General features: G+C 65.8%; 20 protein-coding genes and 1 tRNA gene. 12 read left to right on the top strand and 9 right to left on the bottom strand.

What is annotated here, in order from left to right; translation table 11 throughout:
- The first annotated feature begins 13 nt into the window (after positions 1 to 13).
- The 4 genes from OIU93_RS01505 (at position 14) to OIU93_RS01490 (ending at position 4,679) form a co-directional block, all read left to right on the top strand.
- Positions 14 to 1,477, top strand: a complete 1,464-nt coding sequence (locus OIU93_RS01505; RefSeq protein WP_264268612.1) for a S8 family serine peptidase — start codon at positions 14 to 16, stop codon at positions 1,475 to 1,477.
- A gap of 87 nt (positions 1,478 to 1,564) precedes the next feature.
- Complete coding sequence (locus OIU93_RS01500; RefSeq protein ID WP_264268279.1) at positions 1,565 to 2,938, top strand: NAD(P)/FAD-dependent oxidoreductase; 1,374 nt, start codon at positions 1,565 to 1,567, stop codon at positions 2,936 to 2,938.
- 170 nt (positions 2,939 to 3,108) lie between these two features.
- Positions 3,109 to 3,190, top strand: a tRNA-Leu gene (locus tag OIU93_RS01495).
- A 214-nt stretch (positions 3,191 to 3,404) separates the two neighbouring features.
- The gene (locus OIU93_RS01490; protein ID WP_264268278.1) at positions 3,405 to 4,679 is read left to right on the top strand and encodes an ABC transporter substrate-binding protein; all 1,275 of its coding nucleotides are present in this window, start codon (positions 3,405 to 3,407) and stop codon (positions 4,677 to 4,679) included.
- 92 nt (positions 4,680 to 4,771) lie between these two features.
- On the opposite strand, the gene OIU93_RS01485 is transcribed toward OIU93_RS01490, so the two are convergent.
- From OIU93_RS01485 to OIU93_RS01470, 4 genes are read right to left on the bottom strand one after another with little or no spacing between them, the layout of a single operon-like run.
- Positions 4,772 to 5,554, bottom strand: a complete 783-nt coding sequence (locus OIU93_RS01485) for an ABC transporter ATP-binding protein (protein ID WP_264268277.1) — start codon at positions 5,552 to 5,554, stop codon at positions 4,772 to 4,774.
- Positions 5,551 to 6,579 carry an ABC transporter ATP-binding protein gene (locus OIU93_RS01480; RefSeq protein ID WP_264268276.1) on the bottom strand — a complete coding sequence of 343 codons (1,029 nt, stop codon included), beginning with the start codon at positions 6,577 to 6,579 and terminating at the stop codon, positions 5,551 to 5,553. The genes OIU93_RS01485 and OIU93_RS01480 overlap by 4 nt, the downstream gene beginning before the upstream one ends.
- Complete coding sequence (locus tag OIU93_RS01475) at positions 6,576 to 7,556, bottom strand: branched-chain amino acid ABC transporter permease (RefSeq protein WP_264268275.1); 981 nt, start codon at positions 7,554 to 7,556, stop codon at positions 6,576 to 6,578. Before OIU93_RS01475 ends, OIU93_RS01480 begins: the two co-directional genes overlap by 4 nt.
- A 15-nt stretch (positions 7,557 to 7,571) precedes the next feature.
- Positions 7,572 to 8,870, bottom strand: a complete 1,299-nt coding sequence (locus OIU93_RS01470; protein ID WP_372342859.1) for a branched-chain amino acid ABC transporter permease — start codon at positions 8,868 to 8,870, stop codon at positions 7,572 to 7,574.
- 354 nt (positions 8,871 to 9,224) lie between these two features.
- Here OIU93_RS01470 and OIU93_RS01465 point away from each other — a divergent pair, with 354 nt between their 5' ends.
- From OIU93_RS01465 to ilvA, 3 genes are all read left to right on the top strand, one after another.
- Positions 9,225 to 10,037 carry a Bax inhibitor-1/YccA family protein gene (locus tag OIU93_RS01465; protein WP_264268274.1) on the top strand — a complete coding sequence of 271 codons (813 nt, stop codon included), beginning with the start codon at positions 9,225 to 9,227 and terminating at the stop codon, positions 10,035 to 10,037.
- A 204-nt stretch (positions 10,038 to 10,241) separates the two neighbouring features.
- The gene (locus OIU93_RS01460; protein ID WP_264268273.1) at positions 10,242 to 11,558 is read left to right on the top strand and encodes an AI-2E family transporter; all 1,317 of its coding nucleotides are present in this window, start codon (positions 10,242 to 10,244) and stop codon (positions 11,556 to 11,558) included.
- A gap of 104 nt (positions 11,559 to 11,662) precedes the next feature.
- A complete protein-coding gene (gene ilvA / locus OIU93_RS01455) occupies positions 11,663 to 12,913 on the top strand; it encodes a threonine ammonia-lyase (protein WP_264268272.1) in 1,251 nt (416 codons plus the stop codon).
- A gap of 229 nt (positions 12,914 to 13,142) precedes the next feature.
- Here ilvA and greA read toward each other — a convergent pair whose 3' ends face one another.
- A complete protein-coding gene (greA, locus tag OIU93_RS01450) occupies positions 13,143 to 13,637 on the bottom strand; it encodes a transcription elongation factor GreA (protein WP_264268271.1) in 495 nt (164 codons plus the stop codon).
- Positions 13,638 to 13,903: 266 nt separating this feature from the next.
- Positions 13,904 to 14,305 (bottom strand): DUF4307 domain-containing protein, encoded by a 402-nt coding sequence (locus OIU93_RS01445; RefSeq protein ID WP_264268270.1) that lies wholly within the window; start codon positions 14,303 to 14,305, stop codon positions 13,904 to 13,906.
- Positions 14,306 to 14,413: 108 nt separating this feature from the next.
- Between OIU93_RS01445 and mca the strand changes: the two genes are divergently transcribed.
- Together mca and OIU93_RS01435 are read left to right on the top strand one after the other, a co-directional pair.
- Positions 14,414 to 15,331 carry a mycothiol conjugate amidase Mca gene (gene mca, locus OIU93_RS01440; RefSeq protein ID WP_264268269.1) on the top strand — a complete coding sequence of 306 codons (918 nt, stop codon included), beginning with the start codon at positions 14,414 to 14,416 and terminating at the stop codon, positions 15,329 to 15,331.
- 51 nt (positions 15,332 to 15,382) lie between these two features.
- Complete coding sequence (locus OIU93_RS01435) at positions 15,383 to 15,655, top strand: hypothetical protein (protein WP_264268268.1); 273 nt, start codon at positions 15,383 to 15,385, stop codon at positions 15,653 to 15,655.
- Positions 15,656 to 15,734: 79 nt separating this feature from the next.
- Here the strand turns inward: OIU93_RS01435 and OIU93_RS01430 are convergent, their stop codons facing one another.
- Entirely contained in the window at positions 15,735 to 16,442 is a 708-nt protein-coding gene (locus OIU93_RS01430) for a response regulator (RefSeq protein ID WP_372342847.1), read from the bottom strand.
- 5 nt (positions 16,443 to 16,447) lie between these two features.
- Positions 16,448 to 17,890, bottom strand: coding sequence for a sensor histidine kinase (locus tag OIU93_RS01425; protein WP_264268267.1), 1,443 nt, complete (start codon positions 17,888 to 17,890; stop codon positions 16,448 to 16,450).
- A 156-nt stretch (positions 17,891 to 18,046) separates the two neighbouring features.
- Between OIU93_RS01425 and OIU93_RS01420 the strand changes: the two genes are divergently transcribed.
- The 3 genes from OIU93_RS01420 to OIU93_RS01410 all read left to right on the top strand — a co-directional run bounded on the left by OIU93_RS01420 (position 18,047) and on the right by OIU93_RS01410 (position 22,142).
- On the top strand, positions 18,047 to 18,970 hold the full coding sequence (locus tag OIU93_RS01420; protein WP_264268266.1) for an ATP-binding cassette domain-containing protein: 924 nt from the start codon (positions 18,047 to 18,049) through the stop codon (positions 18,968 to 18,970).
- Positions 18,967 to 19,758, top strand: coding sequence for an ABC transporter permease subunit (locus OIU93_RS01415; protein ID WP_264268265.1), 792 nt, complete (start codon positions 18,967 to 18,969; stop codon positions 19,756 to 19,758). Before OIU93_RS01420 ends, OIU93_RS01415 begins: the two co-directional genes overlap by 4 nt.
- Before the next feature lie 170 nt (positions 19,759 to 19,928).
- A complete protein-coding gene (locus tag OIU93_RS01410; RefSeq protein WP_264268264.1) occupies positions 19,929 to 22,142 on the top strand; it encodes a thioredoxin domain-containing protein in 2,214 nt (737 codons plus the stop codon).
- Here the strand turns inward: OIU93_RS01410 and OIU93_RS01405 are convergent.
- Positions 22,139 to 22,819, bottom strand: coding sequence for a hemolysin III family protein (locus tag OIU93_RS01405; RefSeq protein ID WP_264268263.1), 681 nt, complete (start codon positions 22,817 to 22,819; stop codon positions 22,139 to 22,141). The two genes, OIU93_RS01410 and OIU93_RS01405, sit on opposite strands and share 4 nt — an antisense overlap.
- Between the last annotated feature and the right edge of the window lie 482 nt (positions 22,820 to 23,301).

Here is a 23,301-nt window from a genome sequence, read left to right as displayed (position 1 = left end):
CCGCGCCGCCGCCATGCTCCTGAGCCTGGCACTCTGCTTCTCCGCGGTGTTGGGCACCGCCGGGGCCGCACAGGCCGATGCGGCCCGCGACGGGGAATGGTGGCTCAAGGCCTCCGGCATTTCCAATGCCTGGGAGGTTTCCAAGGGCGCGGGGGTCAAGGTCGCCGTCATTGACACCGGCATTGACACCAGCCACCCGGATTTGCGCGGCGTGGTGACCGGCGGCAAGGACGTTTCCGGTTCCGGAAATCCGGACGGTTCGAAGCCGCTGGGAACCCTGCCCGAGCACGGCACCCTCGTGGCAACGCTGCTGGCCGGCCGCGGAAACAACAAGGCGGCGATCGCCGCGGCCAAGGCCGATGCGGCGGCCCAGAAGATCGCCTATGACAGGGCAGTCAAGTCGGCGAAGGAGGCCAAGGAGGATCCGCCCAAGGCACCGGAGGCGATCGAGATCCCGAAGCCGGGTCCCGGGCCCGACGGCGTGCTGGGAGTCGCACCGGAGGCCGAGGTGCTCTCGGTGTCGTTGTGGATGGGCACCGAAAACCCCGCGGGGATCTCCGTGGAGGACCAGGTTCCCGCGGCCGTGAAGTGGGCGGTGGACAGCGGCGCCTCGGTCATCAACATCTCCCTGGGCTCCACCCAGCCGGACTGGCCGGTCAGCTGGGACACCGCGTTCAAGTACGCGGAGGACAACGACGTGGTCGTGGTCGCGGCGGCCGGCAACCGTGCCGGCGGCATGAAGCAGGTCGGGGCACCGGCAACAATCCCCGGCGTGCTCACGGTGGCAGGAATCGACCGCAACGGCAAGGCAAGCGTCGATTCCTCGACAGAGGGCATCAGCATCGGTGTTGCCGCACCCGCGGACCCGCTGGTGGGTGGACTGCCCGGCGGCGGATATGCCGACTGGTCGGGCACTTCCGGCGCAGCGCCGCTGGTTGCCGGCGTCGCGGCAATGATCCGCTCCAAGTACCCGGAGATGAAGGCGCCACAGGTCATCAACCGGATCCTGTCCACCGCGCGCCCCGCTGGGCCGCCTGGCGTCGACAACCTGTACGGACATGGCATCCTCGATGCTTACGCGGCGCTCACGGCACCGGTTTCCGAGGTCAAGGCCAACCCCATGAACACCATCACCGAATGGATCCGGGTGCACCGCCGCGGCCCCGAGGTCCTCACCGGGCCCACCGCGGACCCCGGCATCTCCACGGAGAAATCCAGCATCAAGCCCATTGCCGCACCTGCTCCGGTGGCTCCGGGTGACGAGGCCGGCTTCTTGCCCCCGTTGTTGGTGCTTGGCTTCGGCGGTTTGCTGGTGCTCACGATACTGGGCGGGATCATGCACGTCACCCGCATCCGGAACCGCGCGGCAATGGCGGAATCGGCCAAGAGCGCACCCGTTGCGGCGCTGAAACTCAATGACCGCTCGGGGGCCAAGGATATTTTCGATGAGCTCCCGGAGTCGGGCAGGGACGTCTAGCAACTCCCGGGAAAAGTGGCAATTGCCACCCGTTTCGAGCTAGTGAAGACTTTCACAAACAGCGTTTCTGGGGATAGGATGGGTTACATGCCTATCACTGAACAATTTTCCGATCGCCCGCGCATCCTTGTCGTGGGTGGCGGCTACGTTGGACTTTACGTCGCAATGAAGCTGCAGAAGAAGGTCAAGGACCATGGCGGCATCGTCACCGTGGTGGACCCGCTTCCCTACATGACCTACCAGCCCTTCCTTCCCGAGGTTGCCGGCGGCCAGATCGAACCGCGCCATGCCGTGGTCTCGCACCGCCAGCACCTCAAGCACGCCGAACTGATCACCGGCCGTGTCTCGGCCATTGACCACAAGAACAACAAGGCCGTCGTCGTGCCGGCTGTTGGTGAGCCGTTCGAGCTCGAGTACCGCGACGTCGTCTTGGCCGCCGGTGCCGTCACCCGCACCTTCCCGATCCCGGGCCTTGCCGATTCCGGCATCGGCCTGAAGTCCATCGAGGAAGCCGTCGCCCTGCGCAACAAGATCCTCGAGCGCATCGAATCCGCATCGCTGATGACCAACGCCACTCAGCGCAAGCGCGCCTTGACCTTTGTTGTGGTCGGTGGCGGCTTCGCCGGCATTGAGACCATCGCCGAGATCGAGGACATGGCCCGCCACGCCGCGGACCTGAACGGCCGCATCGGCAAGGACGAGCTGCGCTTCGTGCTGGTCGAGGCGATGGGCCGCATCATGCCCGAGGTCACCGAGGACCAGGCGCTGTGGGTTGTCGACCACCTGCGCAGCCGCGGCATTGAGGTCCTGCTGAACACCTCGCTGGCCAACGCCGAAGAAGGTGTCATGGCGCTGATCAACATGCCGGACAAGTCCGACGCCGGGACCTTCGAGACCGACACGCTGATCTGGACCGCAGGCGTCATGGCCAACCCGATGGTGCGCTCCACCGACTTCCCGATCGAGCCCCGCGGCCGTGTCATGACCGGCACCGACCTGCGCATCACCGGTGAAGACGGAATCGCCATCGAGGGCGCCTGGGCCGCGGGTGACGTCTCGGCCGTGCCCGACGTAACCGGTGGACTGCCAGACGGCACCTGCGTGCCCAACGCCCAGCACGCCGTTCGCCAAGCCAAGTTGCTGGCACACAACCTGTACTCCACCCGCTACGGCGTGGGCCAGGTCAAGAACTACAAGCACAAGAACCTCGGCGCGGTTGCCGGGTTCGGTGCCAACAAGGGCGTCGCCAAGGTCATGGGCATCAAGCTCAAGGGCTGGCCGGCATGGATGGCACACCGTGGCTACCACGGCATGGCCATGCCGACCTTCGAGCGCAAGTTCCGCGTCCTGGGTGATTGGATGGTGGCACTGTTCTTCCAGCGCGACACCCTGCAGCTGAGCAACCTCGAAACCCCGCGCGCCACCTTCGTCGAGGCAGCCACGCCAAAGCCGCGCGCCTAGCAACAGCGAGTGGGGGGGCGGTGACAACGCGTCGCGGATCCGGGCCGCAGAAGTGATAGGCCCACGGCCCGGGAACCGAGAATGTCGATGTCGCCGCCCTTCCTCATGCCGGGGCGCGTACCCAGTCGTTTCTCAACCGAGGGAACGATCTTGTACGCTTGGTCCAGTAGGCCCCCATGGTGGAATTGGCATACACGGCTGACTTAAAATCAGCTGCCGAAAGGCTTGTGGGTTCGAGTCCCACTGGGGGTACAACAAATGACACCGAGGGGTGTGCCCGGACCGGAAGGTCCGGGCACACCCCTCGGTCGTTAATCGGGTGGCCTTCCCGGTGCCTCCGTTATCTTGATGTAATGGTTTTCTCCTTATATTCTCGGGTTTTTTGGGCTACGTTCCTTAATAGCCGAGGTACCTTGGCCGCCCATCGGGCCGCTGCCTTGCGGGCACACTTTTGAGGAGAATTAACATGATCGCACTTGCACGGTCGCGTTTTACTCGAGGAAGCCGATATCTGGCCGTCGGAGCTGCGCTGGCACTGACCGCCACCGCATGCGCCGGCGGGGGCGGCGACGCGCCCAGCGCTTCGCCCACGGCCACCGGAGCGGCGCCCGCCGCGGAGGGGCCGCTCAAGCTGGGAACGCTGCTGCCCAACACCGGCAACCTCTCCTTCTTTGGTCCGCCCATGACCGCTGGCGTTGACCTTGCCGTCAAGGAAATCAACGAGGCCGGCGGAGTGAACGGCGAGGACGTCACCGTCATTCACCGCGACTCCGGCGACACCACGACCAACATCGCCACTCAATCGGTCAATGAAATGCTCGGCCAGGACGTCGCCGCGATCATTGGCGCGGCTTCCTCCGGCGTCACCAAGACGGTCATCAACCAGGTCACCGGATCCGGAACACTCATGATGTCTCCGGCCAACACCTCCCCGGACTTCAGCACCTGGGACGACAAGGGCCTGTACTGGCGCACCGCTCCCTCGGATGTCATGCAGGGCAGGATCCTCGGCAACGTCATGGTGGGCCAGGGCGCCGCAACGGTGGGGATGATCGTACTCAACGATGCCTACGGCACCGGCCTGGCCAAGAACATCCGGACGGCCGTCGAAGGGGCAAACGGGGAAATCGTCGCGGAATCGATGTTCAACGAAGGGGACTCTCAGTTCTCATCCCAGGTCGACGAGGTGGTGGGCGCCAATCCCGATGCCATCGCCGTCCTCAGTTTCGACCAGGCGCGTTCCATCATTCCGTTGTTGATCCAAAAGGGCGTGGATCCCTCCACGGTGTACTTCGTGGACGGCAACATCCTTGATTACTCGAAGGACTTCGACAAGGGAACCCTCGAGGGCGCCATGGGAACCCAACCGGGCTCCTTCGCGAAGGACGACTTCAAGGGTCGCCTTGAATCCGTGAACGACTCGCTCAAGGACTGGAACTACGCGGCGGAATCCTACGACGCCGCCACCTTGATCGCGCTGGCCTCCACGGTAGCGAAGTCGAATGACGGCGCGGCAATCGCCGCGCAATTGCAGGCGGTCTCCCGCGACGGCGAGAAGTGCGCCGACTTTGCCGCGTGCAAGAAGCTGCTCGACGAAGGCAAGGACATCGACTACGACGGCATTGCCGGTCCGGTGACCTACGACGAGAAGGGTGACATCACCGAGGGGATCATGGGCGTCTACCAGTACGACGGCAACAACGTTCCCAAGCCGCTGCGCGAGGAGTCCGGGGCCGTCTAGCGACCCGCCCCGGCAGGGATCGTGAAGAGGACCGAAGCCGGCAAGACGCCCGCTCCGGTCCTCTTCCATGCCGGAACCTTGCAGGGAGCGCGCTATACCGCCGGCGGCGGCGTCTCGCGGTCCGCTTCCTCGCGTTCCACGGTTTCGGCCAGGTTCCCCAGATAGAGCTGGATGACCTTCGGGTCGTGCAGCAATTCGCGTCCGGTTCCCGTGTGCGCGTTCCTGCCCTGGTCCAGGACGTAGGCGCGGTCGCAGATCTGCAGGCAGCGCCGGGCGTTCTGCTCAACCATGATCACGCACACGCCGGCGCGGTTGATCTCGTGCACGCGCAGGAACGTCTCATCCTGGCGCACGGGGGATAGGCCGGCGGACGGCTCGTCGAGCAGCAGCACTGCCGGCTCCATCATCAGCGCCCGTCCCATGGCCACCATTTGCCGCTCGCCGCCGGAAAGGGAACCCGCACGTTGGCCCCGACGCTTGCCCAGTTCCGGAAAGAGAGAGGTGACAAACTCGAACCGCGACGCGAAGTCCTTGGGTCGCTGGAAGATGCCCATCTCGAGGTTTTCCTGCACGCTCAGCGTCGGGAAGACGTTGTCGTTCTGCGGCACGAAACCCAACCCACGGGAGACCAGCTTGTTGGCCTTCAGCCCGGTCAAGTCCGCCCCGTGGACGACCACGCGTCCGGAATGGACCTTCACCAGGCCGAACATTGCCTTGAGCAGCGTCGACTTACCCGCCCCGTTGGGGCCGATAATGCCGATGAGTTCGCCCGGGCGCGCCTCCAGGTTGCAGCCATTGAGGATGTTGACCCCGGGCAAATAGCCCGCGACCAGATCGGTGACGCTGACTACCGCGGCCTCCGCCTCGACACTCATGATTCCCTCCCGCCCGGTTCCGGGGTGTCCGGTTCCTCGTGCACCGTCAGAAGCTCCCCGGCGTCCGCGGTGCCCACCACGGACTCGGCGTCCTCGCTCAGGACGTCCTCCAGCCGTGCGGCTCCCTCGGGCGATCCCAGGTCGACATCGTGGTGCGCCCCCAAGTAGGCATCGATGACGGCCTGGTCCTGCATGACCTCGTGCGGCGGCCCCTCTGCCACGACGCGGCCCTCCGCCATCACGATGACCCAGTCGGCGATGTGCCTGACCATGTGCATGTCGTGTTCCACGAACAGGACGCTCATGCCCGTGGACTTGAGGTTCTTGATGTGGTCGAGCAGCGACTGGGTCAGCGCGGGGTTGACCCCCGCCATGGGTTCGTCGAGCATGATGAGTTTCGGGTCCGCCATCAGCGCCCTGGCCATTTCCAGGAGCTTGCGCTGGCCGCCGGAGAGCGATGCCGCGTAGTCTTCACGCTTCTCGCCCAGCTTGAACATGGCCAACAGGGAATCGGCGGTGCGGGTGAGTTCGGCCTCGCGCGTCCGCCACAGCCACGGGAACATGGCCCGCCACAGCGCCTCGCCGGGCTGTTCGGCACCGCCGAGGCGCATGTTTTCCAGGACGGTGAGCTTGCCCATGACCTTGGTGAGCTGGAAGGTGCGCACCATGCCCATCCTGGCCACCCGGTGGGACCTGACGCCGGCGAGGGCATGCCCGTCAAAGGTCCAGGATCCCGAGTCGGGGGTGTCGAAGCCCGTAAGAAGGTTGAAGAACGTGGTTTTTCCCGCGCCGTTGGGGCCGATGAGGGCGGTGATCCGGTGTCGCGGGATCTCGACATGGTCCACATCCACCGCCTTGAGCGCTCCATAGGTGCGGCGCACGCCGTCGGCGACGACGATGGGGTCGACCTTCTTGCAACCGGGTGTGGCCGCACCCACGGAGATGGGCCCTTCAACGGTGGCCGGGACGGATCCGGGTCCCTGGCCGGTGACCTGCACCGGCGGAATTTGCTGCGGATCATTCATGAGAACGCCAGCTCCTTCTTGTTGCCCAGGATTCCCTGCGGGCGGAAGATCATGAGCAGCATGAGGGCCACCCCCACCAGGATGTAGCGCAATTGCCCGGCCTGGGCGCTTGAGAGGATGGTGATGTATCCGGACTCGATGAGTCCGAGCAGGATGCCCTGCGTCAGCGAGAGCACGACCCAGAAGATCATGGCTCCGAGCACCGAGCCGAAGACCGTGGCCATGCCGCCCAGCAGCAGCACCGTCCACAAGAAGAAGGTCAATTCGGAACCGTAGTTGGCCGGCTGGACCGCTCCCGTGGGCAGGGTGAACAGGATGCCGGCGAGCGAACCGAACAGGCCGCCGATGATCAGTGCCTGCATCTTGTACACGAAGACATTTTTGCCCAGCGAGAGGACCGCGTTCTCGTCCTCGCGGATGCCCTTGAGCACCCGGCCCCACGGGCTTCGCATGAGCGCCCACACGATCAGGGCGCAGAGCACCACGAGGCACCAGGCAACGATCGTCACCCAAAGGCTGCGGTCGTTGAAGTTCAGCGGGCCGATCGGGTAGTCGCCCGGCGGGAAGGGGTTCAGCTCGTAGAATCCGCGCTCGAACGTGGCCAGGCCGTTGGCCGAACCGGTGACGCTGGTTAGCGAGTTCGTGGTGACGATGTAGCGCACAATCTCGGCTGCCGCGATCGTCACGATGGCCAGGTAGTCGGCGCGCAGGCGCAGCGTGGGTATGCCCAGCAGCAGGGCGAACAGCACCGAGGCCACGAGCGCCGTCAGCACGGCAACCGGCAAGGGGGCCCCAAAGCTCAGGGTCGAGATCGAGAAGCCGTAGGCGCCGACCGCCATGAAGCCGGCCTGGCCGAAGTTCAGCAGCCCCGAATAGCCAAAATGGACGGCGAGCCCCAGCGCGGCCAGCGCGTAGGACGCGGTGATTGGGCTGACGATTTCCGTCAGCGCATTGGTGAAGATCGCGGCGAAGTCCATGATTCGTTCCTTCCCCTAGCCCACACGCTCGCGGCGTCCCAGCAGTCCCTGGGGCTTGAACAGCAGCACCAGGATCATGACGGCCAGGGCTCCGACGTACTTCAGGTCAGCCTCCAGCCAGATCGTCGAGATCTCCACCATGAGCCCGACCAGCACCGAGCCAAGCAGCGCCCCGAACACCGTGCCGAGGCCGCCCAGGGTGACCCCCGCGAAGATCATCAGCAGGATCTGCTGGCCCATGTTGAAGGCGACGCCGGGGCGGTAGTAGGCCCACAGGATCCCGCCCAGCGCCGCAAGCATGCTGCCGACCACCCACACCATGCGAATGACGTGGTCGACGTCGATGCCGGAGGCGGAGGCCAGCGCCGGATTGTCCGCCACGGCACGGGTCGCCTTGCCGAACCGGGTCTTGAGCAACAGCAACGCGACCACGATGATGACCGCCAGCGAGACCACCAGGGACACCAGGGTATTGCGGGAGGTGGAGACGCCCAGCACCTCAACGATCGGGCTTTGCGCCGAGGGCAGCTGCTCGGTGGTTCCGCCAAAGAAGAACAGGATGATGTACCGCATGGCCAGGGCAAGCCCGATGGAGACGATCATCATGGGCACCAGCGCCGAGCCGCGGTGCCGCAGCGGTTTCCAGAGGCCCCAATCCTGTACCCATCCAAGCGCGCCGCCCAACAGGACGGCAACCGCCAGCGCGGCCCAGAGCGGAAACCCCCACGCAGCGAGCGCGAACGTGGCGACGGCACCAAAGGTGACCATTTCGCCGTGGGCAAAGTTCGTCAGTCCGGTGGTGCCGAAGACCAGGGACAAGCCGACCGCGGTCAGGGCCAGAAGCAGGCCGAAGCTCAGGCCGGCCACGGCACGCTCGGCCAGGATCGAACCAAAGCTAGCGGTTTCAACCGCGGCGCTCTCACCGACCTTGAAAATGACTCCCATATTCGAGGAGGTGCCGAACTCCACGATGCGCGGATTCTCTTCTCCCTCGCCCAATGGCTTGTCCGCCGGCAGCGTGGCGACATCCAGCAGGACCTCGTAGGTTCCCTTTTCCGGAACCACGATGACCCAGCGGCCATTCTCGTCGCTGGTCGCCTCGGCGCTGAATCCGTCGGAGGTGGTGGCCACGATGCGCACGCCGGCGATCGGCTCCGACGCGGCACGGAGGGTGCCGCGGATGGTCAGTTCCTGTTGCTGCAGCGGCACCTGGATGTGACCGGCGGGCTGGGCCGCGTACTGTGCCAGCGCGGGCGCTGCGGAGCCGATGGCCAGCCACGCAAAAAAGACGATGAATCCGGCGACCCCCACCAAGTGGGTCAACGCTGCGTTGCCTTGACGAAGCACGTTACGAGCCCTCTCGTCGCTATCCGCCCCGCGACCACCAGCGCCGGGCCCGCGTGTGATACATGTCACTCACGTGTGCTCATCGTAGTGCCATGACAGGTTGAAGTCCTATGACTGGGCTTCCCCCGATTGCCGGATTTGATAACGGTCTGGTTAACGGATTGCGCCGGCGCACATGAACTGAGCTGCCGCTTTCCGGGCCAAAAATCTGAAACCACTCGTTTTGCGGCAAAAAGGTGGTGATTTGGGGATTTATTGGTCCGCATCGAGCGTTCTACCAACGTAGGCTATTTACTAACAACCCTACGGAGGAGAAACACCATGGCCCTGGGCGGAAACCCGGTCTTCAAGTCCAAGAACTACCGCGAGCAGACCCGTGCGGCCGGCGCAACGGGTGCCGCGTCCGCAACCTATGCTCAGCCGATGAGCGCTCAAGCCCTGCAGGACCTGTACACGCAGCCGTCCGCATCGCCGCAGGACACCGGCCGCATGACCTATGCCGATGTCATCAACAAGACCATGCTGACGCTGGGCCTTGTCATCATCGGTGCCGCAATTGGCTGGCAGTTCCCGGGGCTCATGCTTGTCGGCGCACTTGTCGGCCTGGTCCTGGGGTTGGTCAATGCCTTCAAGCGCCAGCCTTCGCCGATCCTGATCATGCTCTACGCGGGCTTCGAGGGCATCTTCCTCGGCGGCCTGTCGGGCGTCTTTGAGAACATGTACCCGGGCATCGCCGTCCAGGCCGTGCTTGCGACCTTCTCGGTCTTCGGCGTGACCCTGATGCTGTACCGCTCCGGCAAGTACCGTGCCACCCCGAAGATGACCCGCATGTTCATGATTGCGATGATCGGCTACGGCCTGTTCTCGCTGCTTAACTTCGGCCTGATGATGTTCGGCGTCATCGACGGCATGTTCGGCATGCGCAGCGGCCTGCTCGGCCTGGGCATTGGCGTGCTTGCCGTGCTGCTGGCCACCTACGCGCTGGTATTGGACTTCACCAACATCAGCGAGGGCGTGCGCCAGGGCGCACCGGCCAAGATGGCGTGGGCAGCTGCATTCGGCCTGACAGTGACGCTCATCTGGCTCTACGTGGAGATTCTGCGCATTCTGGCCATCCTGCGTGGCGACGACTAGTCAATCTGCTGTGTAACCGCGGGGCAGTACCTATGATTTGGGTACTGCCCCGCGGTTTTTCTGCAATATGTGCGTCATCTATTCCGCACAGGCAACTCTCAAGGGATAACGTATGTTCATGGCATTTTCAGGCAGCATGAATTTGACCGGAAGGCATGCGCGCTTGGACGCGAAGCCCCGGCCCGGTTCCCGCGGGGGAGCGGCATGAAGCTGTCGCGTGCCCTCAAGCGCCTGGCTGACGCCACCGAAGCTGTTCAACAGAGTGCCCAGGCCACGCGCCATCGCCTGGCCGCCGATCCCGTGATCGATGAGGCCAGCGCACTCTCCTACGCCGAACATGCCCACGCCGACGACCTGCCCTACGGCGTGCGGATTGCGGCGTCGTGGTCCTGGCGGCTGATCGTCATCGTGATCGCCGTGGGCATCGCCGTCTGGCTGCTGTCCCACGTGTCCCTGCTGCTGATCCCGCTGATGATCGCGGCCCTGCTGGCCGGGCTGCTGAGTCCCGTGGTGAACTTCCTGAACCGCACCCTGCGCTTCCCCAAGGGGCTTTCCGTCGGGGTGACCATGATCGCGTTCCTGGGCCTGGTCGTCGGCGGACTGTCGATCGTCGGGCGGCGCCTGGCCACTGGATTCGCCTCGCTGTGGTCCCAGGCCCTCACGGGCATCGGCCAGATCCAGCATTGGCTCTCCACCGGCCCGCTGGCCCTGAGCAACCAGGATGTCGACCAGCTGGTCCAGGACGCCCTGAACGAGCTCAGGAGCAATTCCTCCTCGATCCTTTCCGGCGCGCTGTCCTGGGGCACCACGGTGGGACACCTGATTACCGGTGTGCTGTTGGTGCTCTTCTCGCTGATTTTCCTGCTGCTCGACGGGCAGCGGATCGGGCGCTTCTTCGTGAACATCCTGCCGCGCCGCGCCCGCGCGGCCGCCCACGGAGCCGGCCGCCGGGGCTGGGCCTCGATGGTCGTGTACGTGCGCGTCCAGCTCTTCGTCGCCTTCATCGACGCAGTGGGCATCGGTGTCGGCGCGCTGATCCTCGGAGTGCCGCTGGCACTGCCGCTGGGCGTGCTCGTCTTCATCGGGTCCTTCATCCCGGTCGTGGGCGCCTTGGTCACCGGCGCGGTTGCCGTGCTGCTGGCACTGGTGGCCAACGGTCCGGTCAATGCCCTGATCATGCTCCTGGTGGTGCTGTTCGTGCAGCAGGCCGAATCCCACATCCTGCAGCCGCTGATCATGGGCAAGGCGGTGAGCCTCCACCCGCTGGCCGTCGTCATGGCCGTGGCCGGCGGTTCCATCGTCGCCGGCATCGCCGGGGCGCTCTTCGCGGTTCCCGTGCTGGCAGTGGCCAACACCGTGGTCAAGTACATCGCCAACCGGGGCTGGGAACACGAGAACCCGTTCGGTGCCCACACAGCGGCCATGGCCGCGGTGGGAGAATCCCGAATTACCAAGCCGGTCCGCACCACGGAACCGGCTCCCGCAGACCTTGACGGAGAAGAACCAGACCCAGGTTCCTGATCCCGCACGCCGCCCACGTTGCCCGGCACAAGGTCCTGGCCCGAAAGACTTCCCGACCCGATTGCATTTGCGTGTCCATACACGCCCAGAAGAAAGCCGCTCCCATGATCCAGAAGACCACACTCCCGGTGAGCCTGTCCGACATCGAAGAGGCCCGGACCCTGCTTGAGGGCGTCAGCGTCCAAACCCCAATGGAGCACTCGCGCGCACTGTCGCTGGACATCGGCTCCGAGGTCTACCTCAAGTGTGAGAACCTGCAACGTGCCGGGTCCTTCAAGGTCCGCGGCGCCTACGTCCGGATGGCGAAGTTGACCGCGGAGGAACGTGCCCGCGGCGTCGTCGCGGCCTCTGCCGGAAACCACGCCCAGGGCGTCGCCCAGGCAGCCCGCCGGCTCGGCATCAAGGCCCGCATCTATATGCCGCTGGGAGTGGCGCTGCCCAAGCTCACCGCCACTCGCGATCACGGCGCCGAGGTCATCCTGCACGGTCACAACGTCGACGAGGCGCTTGCCGAGGCCGAACGCTACGCCACCGCCACCGGTGCCGTCTTCGTACATCCCTTCGACAACCCCGACATCATTGCCGGCCAGGGAACCATCGGCCTGGAAATCCTCGATCAGCTGCCAGACGTCGACACCGTGTTGATGGGCGTAGGCGGCGGGGGACTGTTGGCCGGGGTCGCGGTGGCCATCAAGTCACGCGCCAAGGAGCTGGGACGCGACATCAAGATCATCGGCGTGCAGGCCGAGAACGCCGCCGCCTATCCGCCCTCGCTGGCCGCCGACGCGCTGGTCCCGTTGGACACCGTGCGCACCATCGCCGACGGAATTGCCGTGGGACGGCCCGGCCAACTTCCCTTCCAGATCATTCGTGAACTCGTCGACGAGGTCGTGACAGTCTCCGAGGACGCGCTGGCGCGCGCCCTGGTGTTCCTCATGGAACGCTCAAAGCTGGTCGTCGAGCCTGCCGGTGCGGTGGGCGTGGCGGCGCTGCTGGAAGGGAAGCTGGAGGAGCTGGGGCTGAAGCCGACGAAGACCGCGGTGATCCTCTCCGGCGGCAACATCGACCCGTTGCTGATGCTCAAGGTCATCCAACGCGGCCTTTCCGCGGCGGGACGCTACCTCACCGTGCGGATGATGCTGGACGACCGTCCCGGCGAGCTCGCTACGATCTCCCGTGTCATCGCCGAATCCGATGCCAACGTCACCCGACTGGACCACACCCGCGTCGGCGGTTCACTGTCCATGGGCGACGTGGCTATCACCATCGACATGGAAACCAAGGGGCACGCGCATTCGGAATACGTGCTGAACAACTTGCGGGCCGAGGGCTTCCAGCCGATGATCATCGGCTAACTCCACACCCCCGCATCAAGGCCCCCTTGCTCCATCCACCGGCGCGGTGGATGGAGCAAGGGGGCCTTGCCTTTGCCCGGGCGAACGGGAAACACTGGCCAAAAGCCGATGGCCGCCAATGCTGCAACCCGCCGGGCCATCGCCCCCGAGGGGGGAGATGGGCATCCAAACGGGTGAAGCATTGGCGGCCACCGGGCCACCGATCACGCCAAGGCGCGGGTGAAGGTAACTATGCGCTGTACGGCTTGCAGGAAACGATTTCGACGGTGATTTCCTTGCCGTTGGGTGCGGTGTAGCTAATCGTGTCACCGGACTTTGCGCCGTGCACGGCGGCACCAATCGGGGACCGCTCGGAGTAGACCTCCAGGTCGGTGTCCCCGGCAACCTCGCGGCTGCCAAACAGGAAGGTGGTCTTGTCGCCTGCGATGATGGCCTGAACCAGCATGCCCGGCTCGACGACTCCGTCATCGGCAGGTGCCTCGCCCACGTGGGCTCGGCGCAAAAGGTCCTTGAGGTACGCGATGCGTGCCTCGGCCTTGCCCTGTTCTTCCTTGGCTGCGTGGTAGCCGCCATTTTCCTTGAGGTCGCCCTCGGAACGTGCCTGTTCAATGCGGTCCACGATTTCCGCGCGGCCCGGCCCAGCGAGGTGCTCAAGCTCGACGGTCAGGCGGTCGAACGCCTCTTGGGTCAGCCAGATTACTGGTTCATGATTGGTCGTGGTCACGTGGTACTCCTTGTGTAATCAGGGCCGCAGCTCCCCAGGGGAACAACAGGCCGAGATGGTCCCGCCCGATGATGCGACGAACATCTTGCAAGCAAAGACCCCGCACAGTGGGTGAAGAACTTTGTCCGTCACGTTCTGTAGCGGGGCATTAACGTATTAGAAAGATATTAGCCGTCATTTGGCTAATTGCCCAAGGTTTGAGCTTTTGGCGTATCGGCGCGTCTCGGAGACTTCACAATGGCCGAGACACTCGAGGCGTGTGGAATCTAGGCGGTCTTGAGGACTCTGCATTCCTCGATGCCGGCGGTGGTCGCCAACGATTCGGTGCGCAGATCGACATCAAAGCGCGTGGTGGTCATGCCCTGGCCCTCGGTGGGTCCCACGGTCAGCGTCTTCCATCCGACAATAGCGTAGGAATCGCTCATGGCGCGCACCTCGCACTGCACGGTCGCGCTGGCCTCCTTGGAAATGTCCACAATCGCGGTGGCCATCGTGGGTGAGTGGACGATGAACGAATTGTCCTTGAACTGCACGTTCGAATGAGTTGCCGTGGCCAAGTAGAGTGCGGCCAGCATGCCAACGCCCAGGGACCCGATGATCAACGTCTTGCGGGTCTTTTTGGGAAGGGCCCGCTTGGGCGAACCGTACCTATTAGTTAAGCTGGACATTGGCGCCTCTTTCGATTCGTGGGCGTCGCGGCCGGGAAATCATCCCTACCAGTCTAAGCCTTGGCAAGGGGAACCCTTCACCGAGCATGAGAAGTTGGAGCTACCTAGGTGGAAGAACGAAACGTGGAGCACATCGCTGATTCAACGGGCCTGCGTTTGCTGGCGGTCCATGCACATCCCGACGACGAATCCTCGAAGGGCTCGGCCACGATGGCCGCGTACATTGCGGCCGGCGCTTCGGTGATGGTGGCAACCTGCACCGGGGGGGAACGCGGAGACATCCTCAACGCGGCCGTTGGCGAACTTGCCCACGCGCACCGGGACCTGGCCGGGGTGCGGCGCACGGAAATGGCCGAGGCCGCTGCCGTGCTGGGCATCGAGCACCGCTGGCTGGGTTTCGTGGATTCCGGCCTGCCCGAGGGCGACCCGCTGCCGGAACTTCCCTTCGGCGCCTTCGCCCTGCAGCCGCTGGACCGGGCAGCTGCACCGTTGATCAAGTTGATCCGCGAGTTCAAGCCCCACGTGATCATCGCGTACGACGAAAACGGCGGCTACCCGCACCCGGACCACATCCAGGCTCACAAGGTCGCGGTGCACGCCTTTACGGAAGCGGCCAAGGCCGACAGCTCCCCGGAACTCGGCGAGCCCTGGGAAACCTCCAAGCTGTACTACGACCGCGCCTTCGCGCCCGAGCGTTTCAAGACACTGCACTACGCGATGGTGGAAGCCGGCATCGAGTCGCCGTATGCCGAACGAATTGCCGCCTGGGAGCAACACCCTGACGAGCAGCTCTTCGGTTGGGTCTCCCCGCACGAGACCACCACGCAGATCCACTGCGCCGTCTTCTTCAAGCACCGCGACCGGGCGCTGCTGGCCCACCGGACCCAGATCGATCCGGCCGGTTTCTTCTTTGCGGTGCCCGAGGCGATCTACGCCAAGTCATGGCCGTGGGAGGACTTCACCCTGATCGAATCCTCGGTTCCCACCACACTCCCAGAGACCGACCTGTTTGCCGGTCTAAGATAGGTAACGTGCCGGTGAAACCGGCCGCCAACTTTTTCAGAAAGAGCCCCGCGCGTGTATTCGTTCCTGCTGTACGCAGCATCAGTTAGTCCTTCGCCGGTTCCCGGCGCGCCCGTCGGTGACGCGGCACAATCCATTGGCCCGGGATTCGTGGGTTTTGTGGCCACCGCGGCGCTCGTCATTGTGACCATCTTCCTGATCCGTGACATGACCCGCCGCATCCGCCGGGTCCGTTACCAGGGCGAGGCCCAAGCCCGCCAGCAGGAGCTGGTGGAAAAGGGCAAAGACATCCAGCCCGACGAGCCGGGCGACAAGCCCGCGCGTTAGCCTCACCATCATCCTGCAAAGGCCCCCGTGAAATTGAGAATTTCTTCACGGGGCCTTTGCAGTGACCGCGGCCCTGGGTTCAGGAACCGGGCGGAACCAACCCGGCATGGTGGGCCAACACCGCGGCCTGCACCCGGTTCACTGCCCCCAGCTTGAGCAGGATTGCCGAGACATGCCCCTTGACGGTTCCCTCGGTCAGGTGCAGCCGAGCACCGATCTGTGCATTTGAATAACCGGCCCCCAGCAGGATGAGCACATCCGTTTCCCTGGCGCTTAGCTGCGCCACGGCCGCGCGGGCCACCTGAGGGGCACCGACGTCGACGGCGCGCAGCCGGTCCACCACCCGCCGTGCCACGCGCGGTGAAAGATAGGCGGCGCCCGAGGCAACCGCCTTGACCCCGGCAATCAGCTCCTGCGGCGCCGAGGCCTTGAGTAAAAAGCCGCTGACTCCCACCTTCAGCGCCGCGTCGATGTACTCGTCTTCGCCGAAGACCGTGAGCATGGCGACGGCAGTGCCGGGCAGACGCACGGCCAGTTCGCGGGCCGCGGCGAGCCCGTCGAGCACCGGCATGCGGATATCCAGTAGCGCCACCGAAGGCCGGAACCTGGCGGCAAGTTCCAGGGCCTCGCGCCCGTCGGCCGCCTCGGCCACTACTTCGATGCCCGGATCCGAGGACAGGATCGCCCGGACCCCGGCGCGGACCAGCGCCTCGTCATCGGCCAACAACACCGTGATGGGCCCGTCCCCGGGGCCGGAGGCGGGTCGTGGAACTTCGGGCAGGGGCACAGGGGTCATCCTTCGTTTCGCGGCAACAGATGGTCCTTGGACACGAGCACCCCGTGGCCGAAACACAGCCTGTACATGTCGGTGCTGAAATCCAGGAAGCCGTTGCGTGCCTGGTAGTAGATGCATGTCGTGTTCCCTGGTGCCGGGGTCTCGGCAATCATCGGGGTGGGGCCGTCCAGGCCGCCGGCGGGCAGCAACGCCACGACCTCCGCGCGGGCCTGCCCCACCCGCAGCTGCGCGTAGGCGGACGGCGCCAGGGCGTTGTCCACCACCGTGAGCACCTGCACGGTCACCAGGATGCCGGCCAACAGCGTCGCCAGCCCCAGCGGCAGCAACGCGCTGGCCCATTGCCGCGAGCGCGTGGTGCGACGAACATCGGCAAGCTCCGCGGCCACCGACCCGTCCACCGGCGCAGGACCGAGCGCCAGCGTGCCGGGTCCGGGTCCGGGTTCGGGAAGCCGGGATGACCGGGGGATGCGTGCGACCAGGCGAAAATCCTGCCCGTGAACTCCGGCCTCCAGGGCGCCGCCGAGCATGCGCAGCCGTTCGGCGACCCCGGCGAGCCCGGAACCTCCGGTGCCCACGGCCGGGGCCGGTGAGGTGCGTCGGTTTTCGATCGTGATGGTCACCGGGTCCTTGCCTTCGTCGATCCCGATGTGCACCTCGGCGCCGGGGGCATGCCTGGCCGCATTGGTCAGCCCCTCCTGGACCACCCGGTGCATGGCGGCCTGCACCTCCCGTGGAGGATCCGGTGTTCCGGGCGGGGCCGGCACCTGTTCGAGGTCCGCCTGAAGCCCGGAGGTTCGCACCCGGGCAACCAGTGCCTGGATCGATTCGCCGGCAGGTACCAGCGGGGCAGCGCCGTTGGACGTGTCCTGACGCAACATCGCCACGATCGCGTGCAGCGAATCGATGGCCTGGGCAGCTCGCTCGCGGATGTCGGCCGCCGCGCGGCGTCCCTGCTCCGTGGAGTTTGCGTCGACCTCCAGCGCGCCGGCGCCCAGGGCAATGAGCGCCAGCTCGTGCCCGAGCTCATCGTGCATGTCCTGGGCAATGCGGGTGCGTTCGAGCAGCCTGGCGTTGGCGGCAACGACCTCGTGTTCGCGTCGGCGTTGGGCGGTGCGCAGCATACGGTAGCGGCCCCACCACCAGGGCAGCACCACCGCGGCAAAGACCAGCAGCACGTCCAACAGCCACCTCGAGGCGGCCCCGGAAGGATCGGCGGCCAGCCGCAGCGCACCTGCGACCAGGATCCCCGCCCCCAACATGGACACAGAAGCGGCGAGGGAATCCAGCCTGCGCCCGGCCAGATAGGCGGCAACCACCGCCAGGGCCGCGGCCAGGGCATTGCCCGGGCCCAGTGCCGGCATCACGAGGGCGGCCAGCAACAGCACGACGGCCCAGCCGGCCTGCTGCGGACGGAAACGGGCTCCGGAACGGATCCTCATTCACCCCATGCTACCGAGCCGCCGCCCGCCGGAACACCGACGAAAGTCAGGGGTGTTCGCTGCCCAAGACCCGACGAACGCCGGTATCGGCGGGCCCGGGACCGAACCTAGCGTTGAAGGCAAGGAAGCAACACCAACCGGGCAAGGAGCAGGACCATGATCGTGCTTGAGGATCTCACCAAGGACTTTGGGCGCAAGCGGGCGGTGGACGGGCTGTCGGTGGCCATCGAAGCGGGGAAAGTCACCGGCTTTCTGGGTCCCAACGGGGCAGGGAAGACCACCACCATGCGCCTGCTGCTGGGGCTCGACACCCCCGACTCCGGGGCAGCGCTGATCTACGGGAAACCCTATGCGGCCCTGCACACCCCGCTGCGCACCGTGGGGGCCGTGGTCGACTCGCGCATCGGGCATCCGGGGCAGCGTGCCGCATCCCACCTGCTGGGCCTGGCCCGCAGCAACTCCATCCCCGCCCGCCGGGTGGGGACGGTGCTGGAGGAGGTCGGGCTCGCCGAGGCGGGGCACCAACGCATCGGCACCTTTTCGCTGGGCATGCGCCAACGTCTGGGCATTGCCGGTGCGCTGCTGGGCGATCCGCAGGTGCTCATCTTCGACGAGCCGGTCAACGGCCTGGACGCCGACGGGGTGGTGTGGATCCGAGAGCTCATGCGTGCCAAGGCGGCCGCCGGGGCGACGGTGTTCGTCTCCAGCCACCTGATGAGCGAGATGCAGTCCACGGCCGACCACGTGGTGGTCATCGGGCGGGGCAGGCTGATCGCGGATGATTCCATCGACAACGTCATCGCCGAAAGCGCGCTGAACTCCATCACCGTCGCCACCCCCGATGCCGCGCTGCTCGCCGAGGCGCTGTCCCGCGCCGGGTACCCTGTCACCTTGACGGATTCCGGGACGCTGCGGGTCACCGGCGCCTCGCTGGAGGATGTCGGGGGAATTGCCCACGGGCTGGGGCTGAGGATCAACGAACTGAGCCTGCGCAAGGCCTCGCTGGAACAGGCCTACGCCGAGTTGACTTCCTCCAGCCTCGAATACGTGCCAACCGAAAATGAAAGGACAGCATCATGAGCGCCATCCAGGGAACCCCGCCCGCCGCCATCCGCGGCGGCCGCGGCCGCCGGGCCGCGGCCTTTGACGCCACCAAGCTGGCCTCCCTGCGCTCCACCTGGATCATCCTGTCACTTGCGCTGCTCGGGCAGGTCGGCCTGGCCTGGCTGCTGGGCGCCTCGGCGCAGGCCAGCGGGGAGAACGGCTATGACACGACGATGCCGGCCCCCTTCGTCGCCTTCGTGTCATTGCAGCTGTCCCAGTTGTTCGTCGCCGTTCTTGCGGCGCTGTCCGTCACCTCCGAGTACGGTTCCGGCACCATCACCACCTCCCTGCAGGCGGTCCCGGTGCGCTTGAGGTTCCTGGGGTCCAAGGCCGCGGTGCTGGGTGCGGGCGGATTCGTTTCCGGGGCCGTCCTGGTGGGGGTCGGCACTCTGGTGGCGGCACCGGCCGCGGGATCCTACGGAGAATTCACGCCCGGCCAGCTGGCCACGGCCATGCTCGGCGCCGGCACCTACCTGGGGCTGCTGGCCATGATGATGGTGGGCCTCGGATCGGTGCTGCGTAGCAGCGCCGGGGCCGTGACCGCGGCGTTCGTGCTGCTCTTCGGGCTGCCGCAGATCCTGCCGCTGTTCGCCGCGGAGGCGGTGCAGGAAGCCGCCTCCTATCTGCCGACCAATGCAGCGGCGGTGTTGGGCACCGCAGCGGAACAACCCTACGGCCCGGTCACCGCGGTTGCCGTTCTGGCAGCCTGGACGACGGTGTTCCTCGGTGCCGGGTATGCGGCATTGCGGGGCCGGGACAGCTGAAGCCGGCTGCTGCAGGAGTCCCACGAAGCGAACCACTAGGCAATCAGCTCGATGTCTACGTTCCACATGTTTCCGGCTTGGAACCTCCAGACACGACGGTCGTCGGGATTGGCCTGCGCTCGATGTCCCGGGCTCTGCCATGAAGGACGCTCGTGGGGGAGACTGGAAACATGGGACAACGAATCGCCTCGAGCGCCTCCGCCTACCTCAGGCAGCATGCCCACCAGCAGGTTGACTGGTGGCCCTACGGGGACGAGGCATTCGCCGAGGCCGCGTCCCGCGACGTCCCGGTCTTCCTGTCCATCGGATACGCCGCCTGCCACTGGTGCCATGTGATGGCCCGCGAATCCTTCGACGACCCCGGGATCGCCGCCTACCTCAACGGACACTTCGTGCCGATCAAGGTCGACCGCGAGGAACATCCTGCCGTCGACAGTGCCTACATGGCCGCAACCCAAACACTCACCGGTGCCGGTGGCTGGCCCATGAGCGTATTCACGCTCCCCGACGGCCGCGCCATCCATGCCGGGACCTATTTCCCCCCGGTGCCCCGGCCGGGCATGCCCGCCTTCATGCAAGTGCTTGAAGCCGTCACCGACGCCTGGGACAACCGCCGAGACGCCTTGGAACTGCAGGCAGCGACGCTCGCCGACCACCTGGGTTCGGTCGCCGGCGGACAGGCCAAGATGTTCTCCCGGTCCCTGCCGTTGCCCACTGCCGGCAATGAACCGGAGCTGGCCGAGGTGATCGGCACCGCCGTGCGAAAGTTGGCGGCCATGGAGGATCCCACCGGAGGCTTTTCACCGGCACCCAAGTTCCCGCCGAGTTCCGTGTTGGACTTCCTTCTGCGGGCTTCACTGGGCTCGGGGTCCGAGGCGTCGCAGGCTGCGGCGCTGGCATCGGAGACGCTGCGGATCATGGCCTGCAGTGCACTGGCAGACCACGTGGGCGGCGGCTTTGCGCGTTATTGCGTGGATCCTGAATGGAAGATCCCGCACTTTGAAAAGATGCTCTACGACAACGCACAGCTGCTGGGACTGTACGCCCGCGCGGCGGTGCAGTTGCCCGATGCGGACATCTCCGAACTCTGTCGCGTATCCGCCCGCGGCATCCACAAGTGGCTGGAGGAAGACATGCAGCTTCCCGGCGGGGGATTCGCCTCATCCCTTGACGCCGACACCGTCATGCCGGACGGATCCCACCACGAGGGTGCCACCTACACCTTTAGCCGGGGCGAGGTCGCTAGGATCCTGGGGGAACAGGGAACGGAAGGGCTTCCGGCCTCCGGCAATGTTTTCCTGCACTTGTGGGCAGGCGCATCGCTGCCGGGCGAGGGCGCCGGGCAAGGTGATCTCCTTCCGCGGGACGTGCCGATGACCGTTGCGCTGTCCCGTACCCCGACGCTCGCCGAATGGCCGGGGCTCGCAGATGCCCTGGGGAAACTGGCCGCCGAGCGTGCGACGCGGGTGCAGCCGGGCCGCGACGAGAAGGTCGTCGCCGGGTGGAACGGCCTAGCCATTGCCTCGCTGGCCGAGGCAGCGGTGCTTGTGCGCGAACCGCGCATGCTTGACCTCGCCACGAAGACGGCCGAGTACCTGTACCGGGTGCATTGGGCGACGGCGAGCGGTGGCGCCGGGGCAATGCTCCACCGCATCAGCCACCAGGGCCGGGCCAGCACATCCATTTCCGCGGTGCTTGAGGACTATGCGGGCGTGGCACTGGGATTCCAGCAGCTGGGTACCGCCTCGGGGGAGCAGGTCTGGTTCGCCAGAGCCGACGAAGTGCTCAGCGCGGCCCTGGAACTTTTCCTTGACGGCGGATTGCCACTGGACAGCGCAGCGAACGACCCCCGAGTCCAGGCCATGCGTGGGGGAATGGGCAGCGCCGAGGCACTGGATGACGCGGTGCCCTCGGCGACCTCGCTGCTGGCCGCCGCGCTGCTGAACCGGGCCGGACGCAGGCAACTGGACATGGGAGCGGGCGCCCCTGAGACGGCGTTCGAACGCAGCGAAGAAGACCTCGGGTTGGTGCGCATGTTGCTGGGATTCGTGCCGGCCCTTGCCGAGCGCGCACCCCATGGCACCGGGAGTGCCTTGGGAGTGGTTGCCCGATTCGTCCACGGTTCCACGACGGAGCTGGTCGTGGCGGGAGGAACCGAGGCCGAGCGCCGGGAAGCGGTGCGCCTCGGCGTATTGGCGGCAGTGGCCCAACTGGGCCATACCGGCGAAGCGGGCACCAGGGACACTGTCTACCCGGCGGGACCCGAGGGGCAATTGCGGCTCTATGTGTGCCGCGGAGGGGTTTGCCACGCACCGGTCGGCGACCTGCCGGCGCTGGCCGCGCTCATCGCACCGGGACTTTCGCTGAGCGGACCGGTGAACTAGGTGGCGCCGAGCACCGCGATGGCAATGGCTGCGAAGTGGCAGGAGAAACCGATCAGCGTGAAGGCATGGAACAGCTCGTGGAATCCCAGGATTTCCGGAATGGGGTTCGGGGCCTTCAACGCGTAGAACACCGCGCCGGCAATGTAAAAGGCACCGCCGGCGCATATGAGGATTGTCGCGGCCGGGCTGGCGGTGAAGAATTCCCCGATGAACAGCAGGGACGCCAGGCCGAGCAATACGTAGACAGGGGTGTAAAGCCAACGCGGTGCGTCGGTGTAGAACACCCGGAAGCCGACCCCTGCAAGGGCCCCGATCCAGATCGAGACCAACAGAATGGTGGCCGACCTGGCCGGAAGCAGGGCCCAGGCCAGCGGCGTGTAGGAGCCGGCGATCAGCAGCATGATGTTGGTGTGGTCGATCCGCTTGAGCACGCGAGTGGTGGTCGGCGACCACTTTCCGCGATGGTAGAAAGCCGAAACCGTGAAGAGCAGAACCCCGGTGAACGCGAACACGGCACTGGCGATCTTGCCGGCGCCCGCAGGGGCCAGAACGATCAGCACGATACCGGCGACCAGGGCCAGTGGTGCGGTGACTGCATGTATCCAGCCGCGCAGCAACGGCTTGGCCGGGTGCGCTGGAACCATTGGATGTGACGGGGGCCCGGATGCTTGGCTCATGACCCCAGCCTAAACTACCGCGCGGTAGCTTTGGCGGCGGCGATACGGCGTCTATCTATTGGGCGGGGACCTTCGAGGCTCCGACCGAAGCGAATAAGTCGTACACGTGTACTTCACTGCGGGATGCTGCGGCGGCTGGCTCCGCGATTCTGGCATCAGCTGACGACAATAAAGGGTTCACGCATGCAGGTAACACCATCGGCTTCCAGGTCAACGCATTGGGAACCGCGACTACGGTAAAACTGCAGGAGAACTATCCAGCATCCTCACCAGACGCCCCTGCGGAGGCAGCGCTCGCCGGGGCGTCGTGCCCTTCGTGGCAGAGGCGAATAGCCCCTGTGGCAAGCCGCATCGTGCTGACAAGACGGGCATTCCCGGTTCAATCCCCCCGGCGCCTGCCGTGATCACCATCGATGGATCGAGGCCAAGGTGGCAGCGGTGGCCGGAGTGCCGAGGAAAACGCAGGGATCACCGGGGACGGG

It is taken from the genome of Paeniglutamicibacter sp. ZC-3 (genome assembly GCF_025847175.2).
Classification (GTDB): domain Bacteria; phylum Actinomycetota; class Actinomycetes; order Actinomycetales; family Micrococcaceae; genus Paeniglutamicibacter; species Paeniglutamicibacter sulfureus.
Note: the sequence above shows the minus strand (reverse complement) of the source record. Positions and strands in the feature narration are given on the sequence as shown.

Coding starts and splice junctions, on each gene's coding strand:
- OIU93_RS01505 (WP_264268612.1), top strand. CDS start 14: ATGCTCCTGAGCCTGGCACTCTGCTTCTCCGCGGTGTTGGGCACCGCC.
- OIU93_RS01500 (WP_264268279.1), top strand. CDS start 1,565: ATGCCTATCACTGAACAATTTTCCGATCGCCCGCGCATCCTTGTCGTG.
- OIU93_RS01490 (WP_264268278.1), top strand. CDS start 3,405: ATGATCGCACTTGCACGGTCGCGTTTTACTCGAGGAAGCCGATATCTG.
- OIU93_RS01485 (WP_264268277.1), bottom strand. CDS start 5,554: ATGAGTGTCGAGGCGGAGGCCGCGGTAGTCAGCGTCACCGATCTGGTC.
- OIU93_RS01480 (WP_264268276.1), bottom strand. CDS start 6,579: ATGAATGATCCGCAGCAAATTCCGCCGGTGCAGGTCACCGGCCAGGGA.
- OIU93_RS01475 (WP_264268275.1), bottom strand. CDS start 7,556: ATGGACTTCGCCGCGATCTTCACCAATGCGCTGACGGAAATCGTCAGC.
- OIU93_RS01465 (WP_264268274.1), top strand. CDS start 9,225: ATGGCCCTGGGCGGAAACCCGGTCTTCAAGTCCAAGAACTACCGCGAG.
- OIU93_RS01460 (WP_264268273.1), top strand. CDS start 10,242: ATGAAGCTGTCGCGTGCCCTCAAGCGCCTGGCTGACGCCACCGAAGCT.
- ilvA (WP_264268272.1), top strand. CDS start 11,663: ATGATCCAGAAGACCACACTCCCGGTGAGCCTGTCCGACATCGAAGAG.
- OIU93_RS01445 (WP_264268270.1), bottom strand. CDS start 14,305: ATGTCCAGCTTAACTAATAGGTACGGTTCGCCCAAGCGGGCCCTTCCC.
- OIU93_RS01425 (WP_264268267.1), bottom strand. CDS start 17,890: ATGAGGATCCGTTCCGGAGCCCGTTTCCGTCCGCAGCAGGCCGGCTGG.
- OIU93_RS01420 (WP_264268266.1), top strand. CDS start 18,047: ATGATCGTGCTTGAGGATCTCACCAAGGACTTTGGGCGCAAGCGGGCG.
- OIU93_RS01415 (WP_264268265.1), top strand. CDS start 18,967: ATGAGCGCCATCCAGGGAACCCCGCCCGCCGCCATCCGCGGCGGCCGC.
- OIU93_RS01410 (WP_264268264.1), top strand. CDS start 19,929: ATGGGACAACGAATCGCCTCGAGCGCCTCCGCCTACCTCAGGCAGCAT.
- OIU93_RS01405 (WP_264268263.1), bottom strand. CDS start 22,819: ATGAGCCAAGCATCCGGGCCCCCGTCACATCCAATGGTTCCAGCGCAC.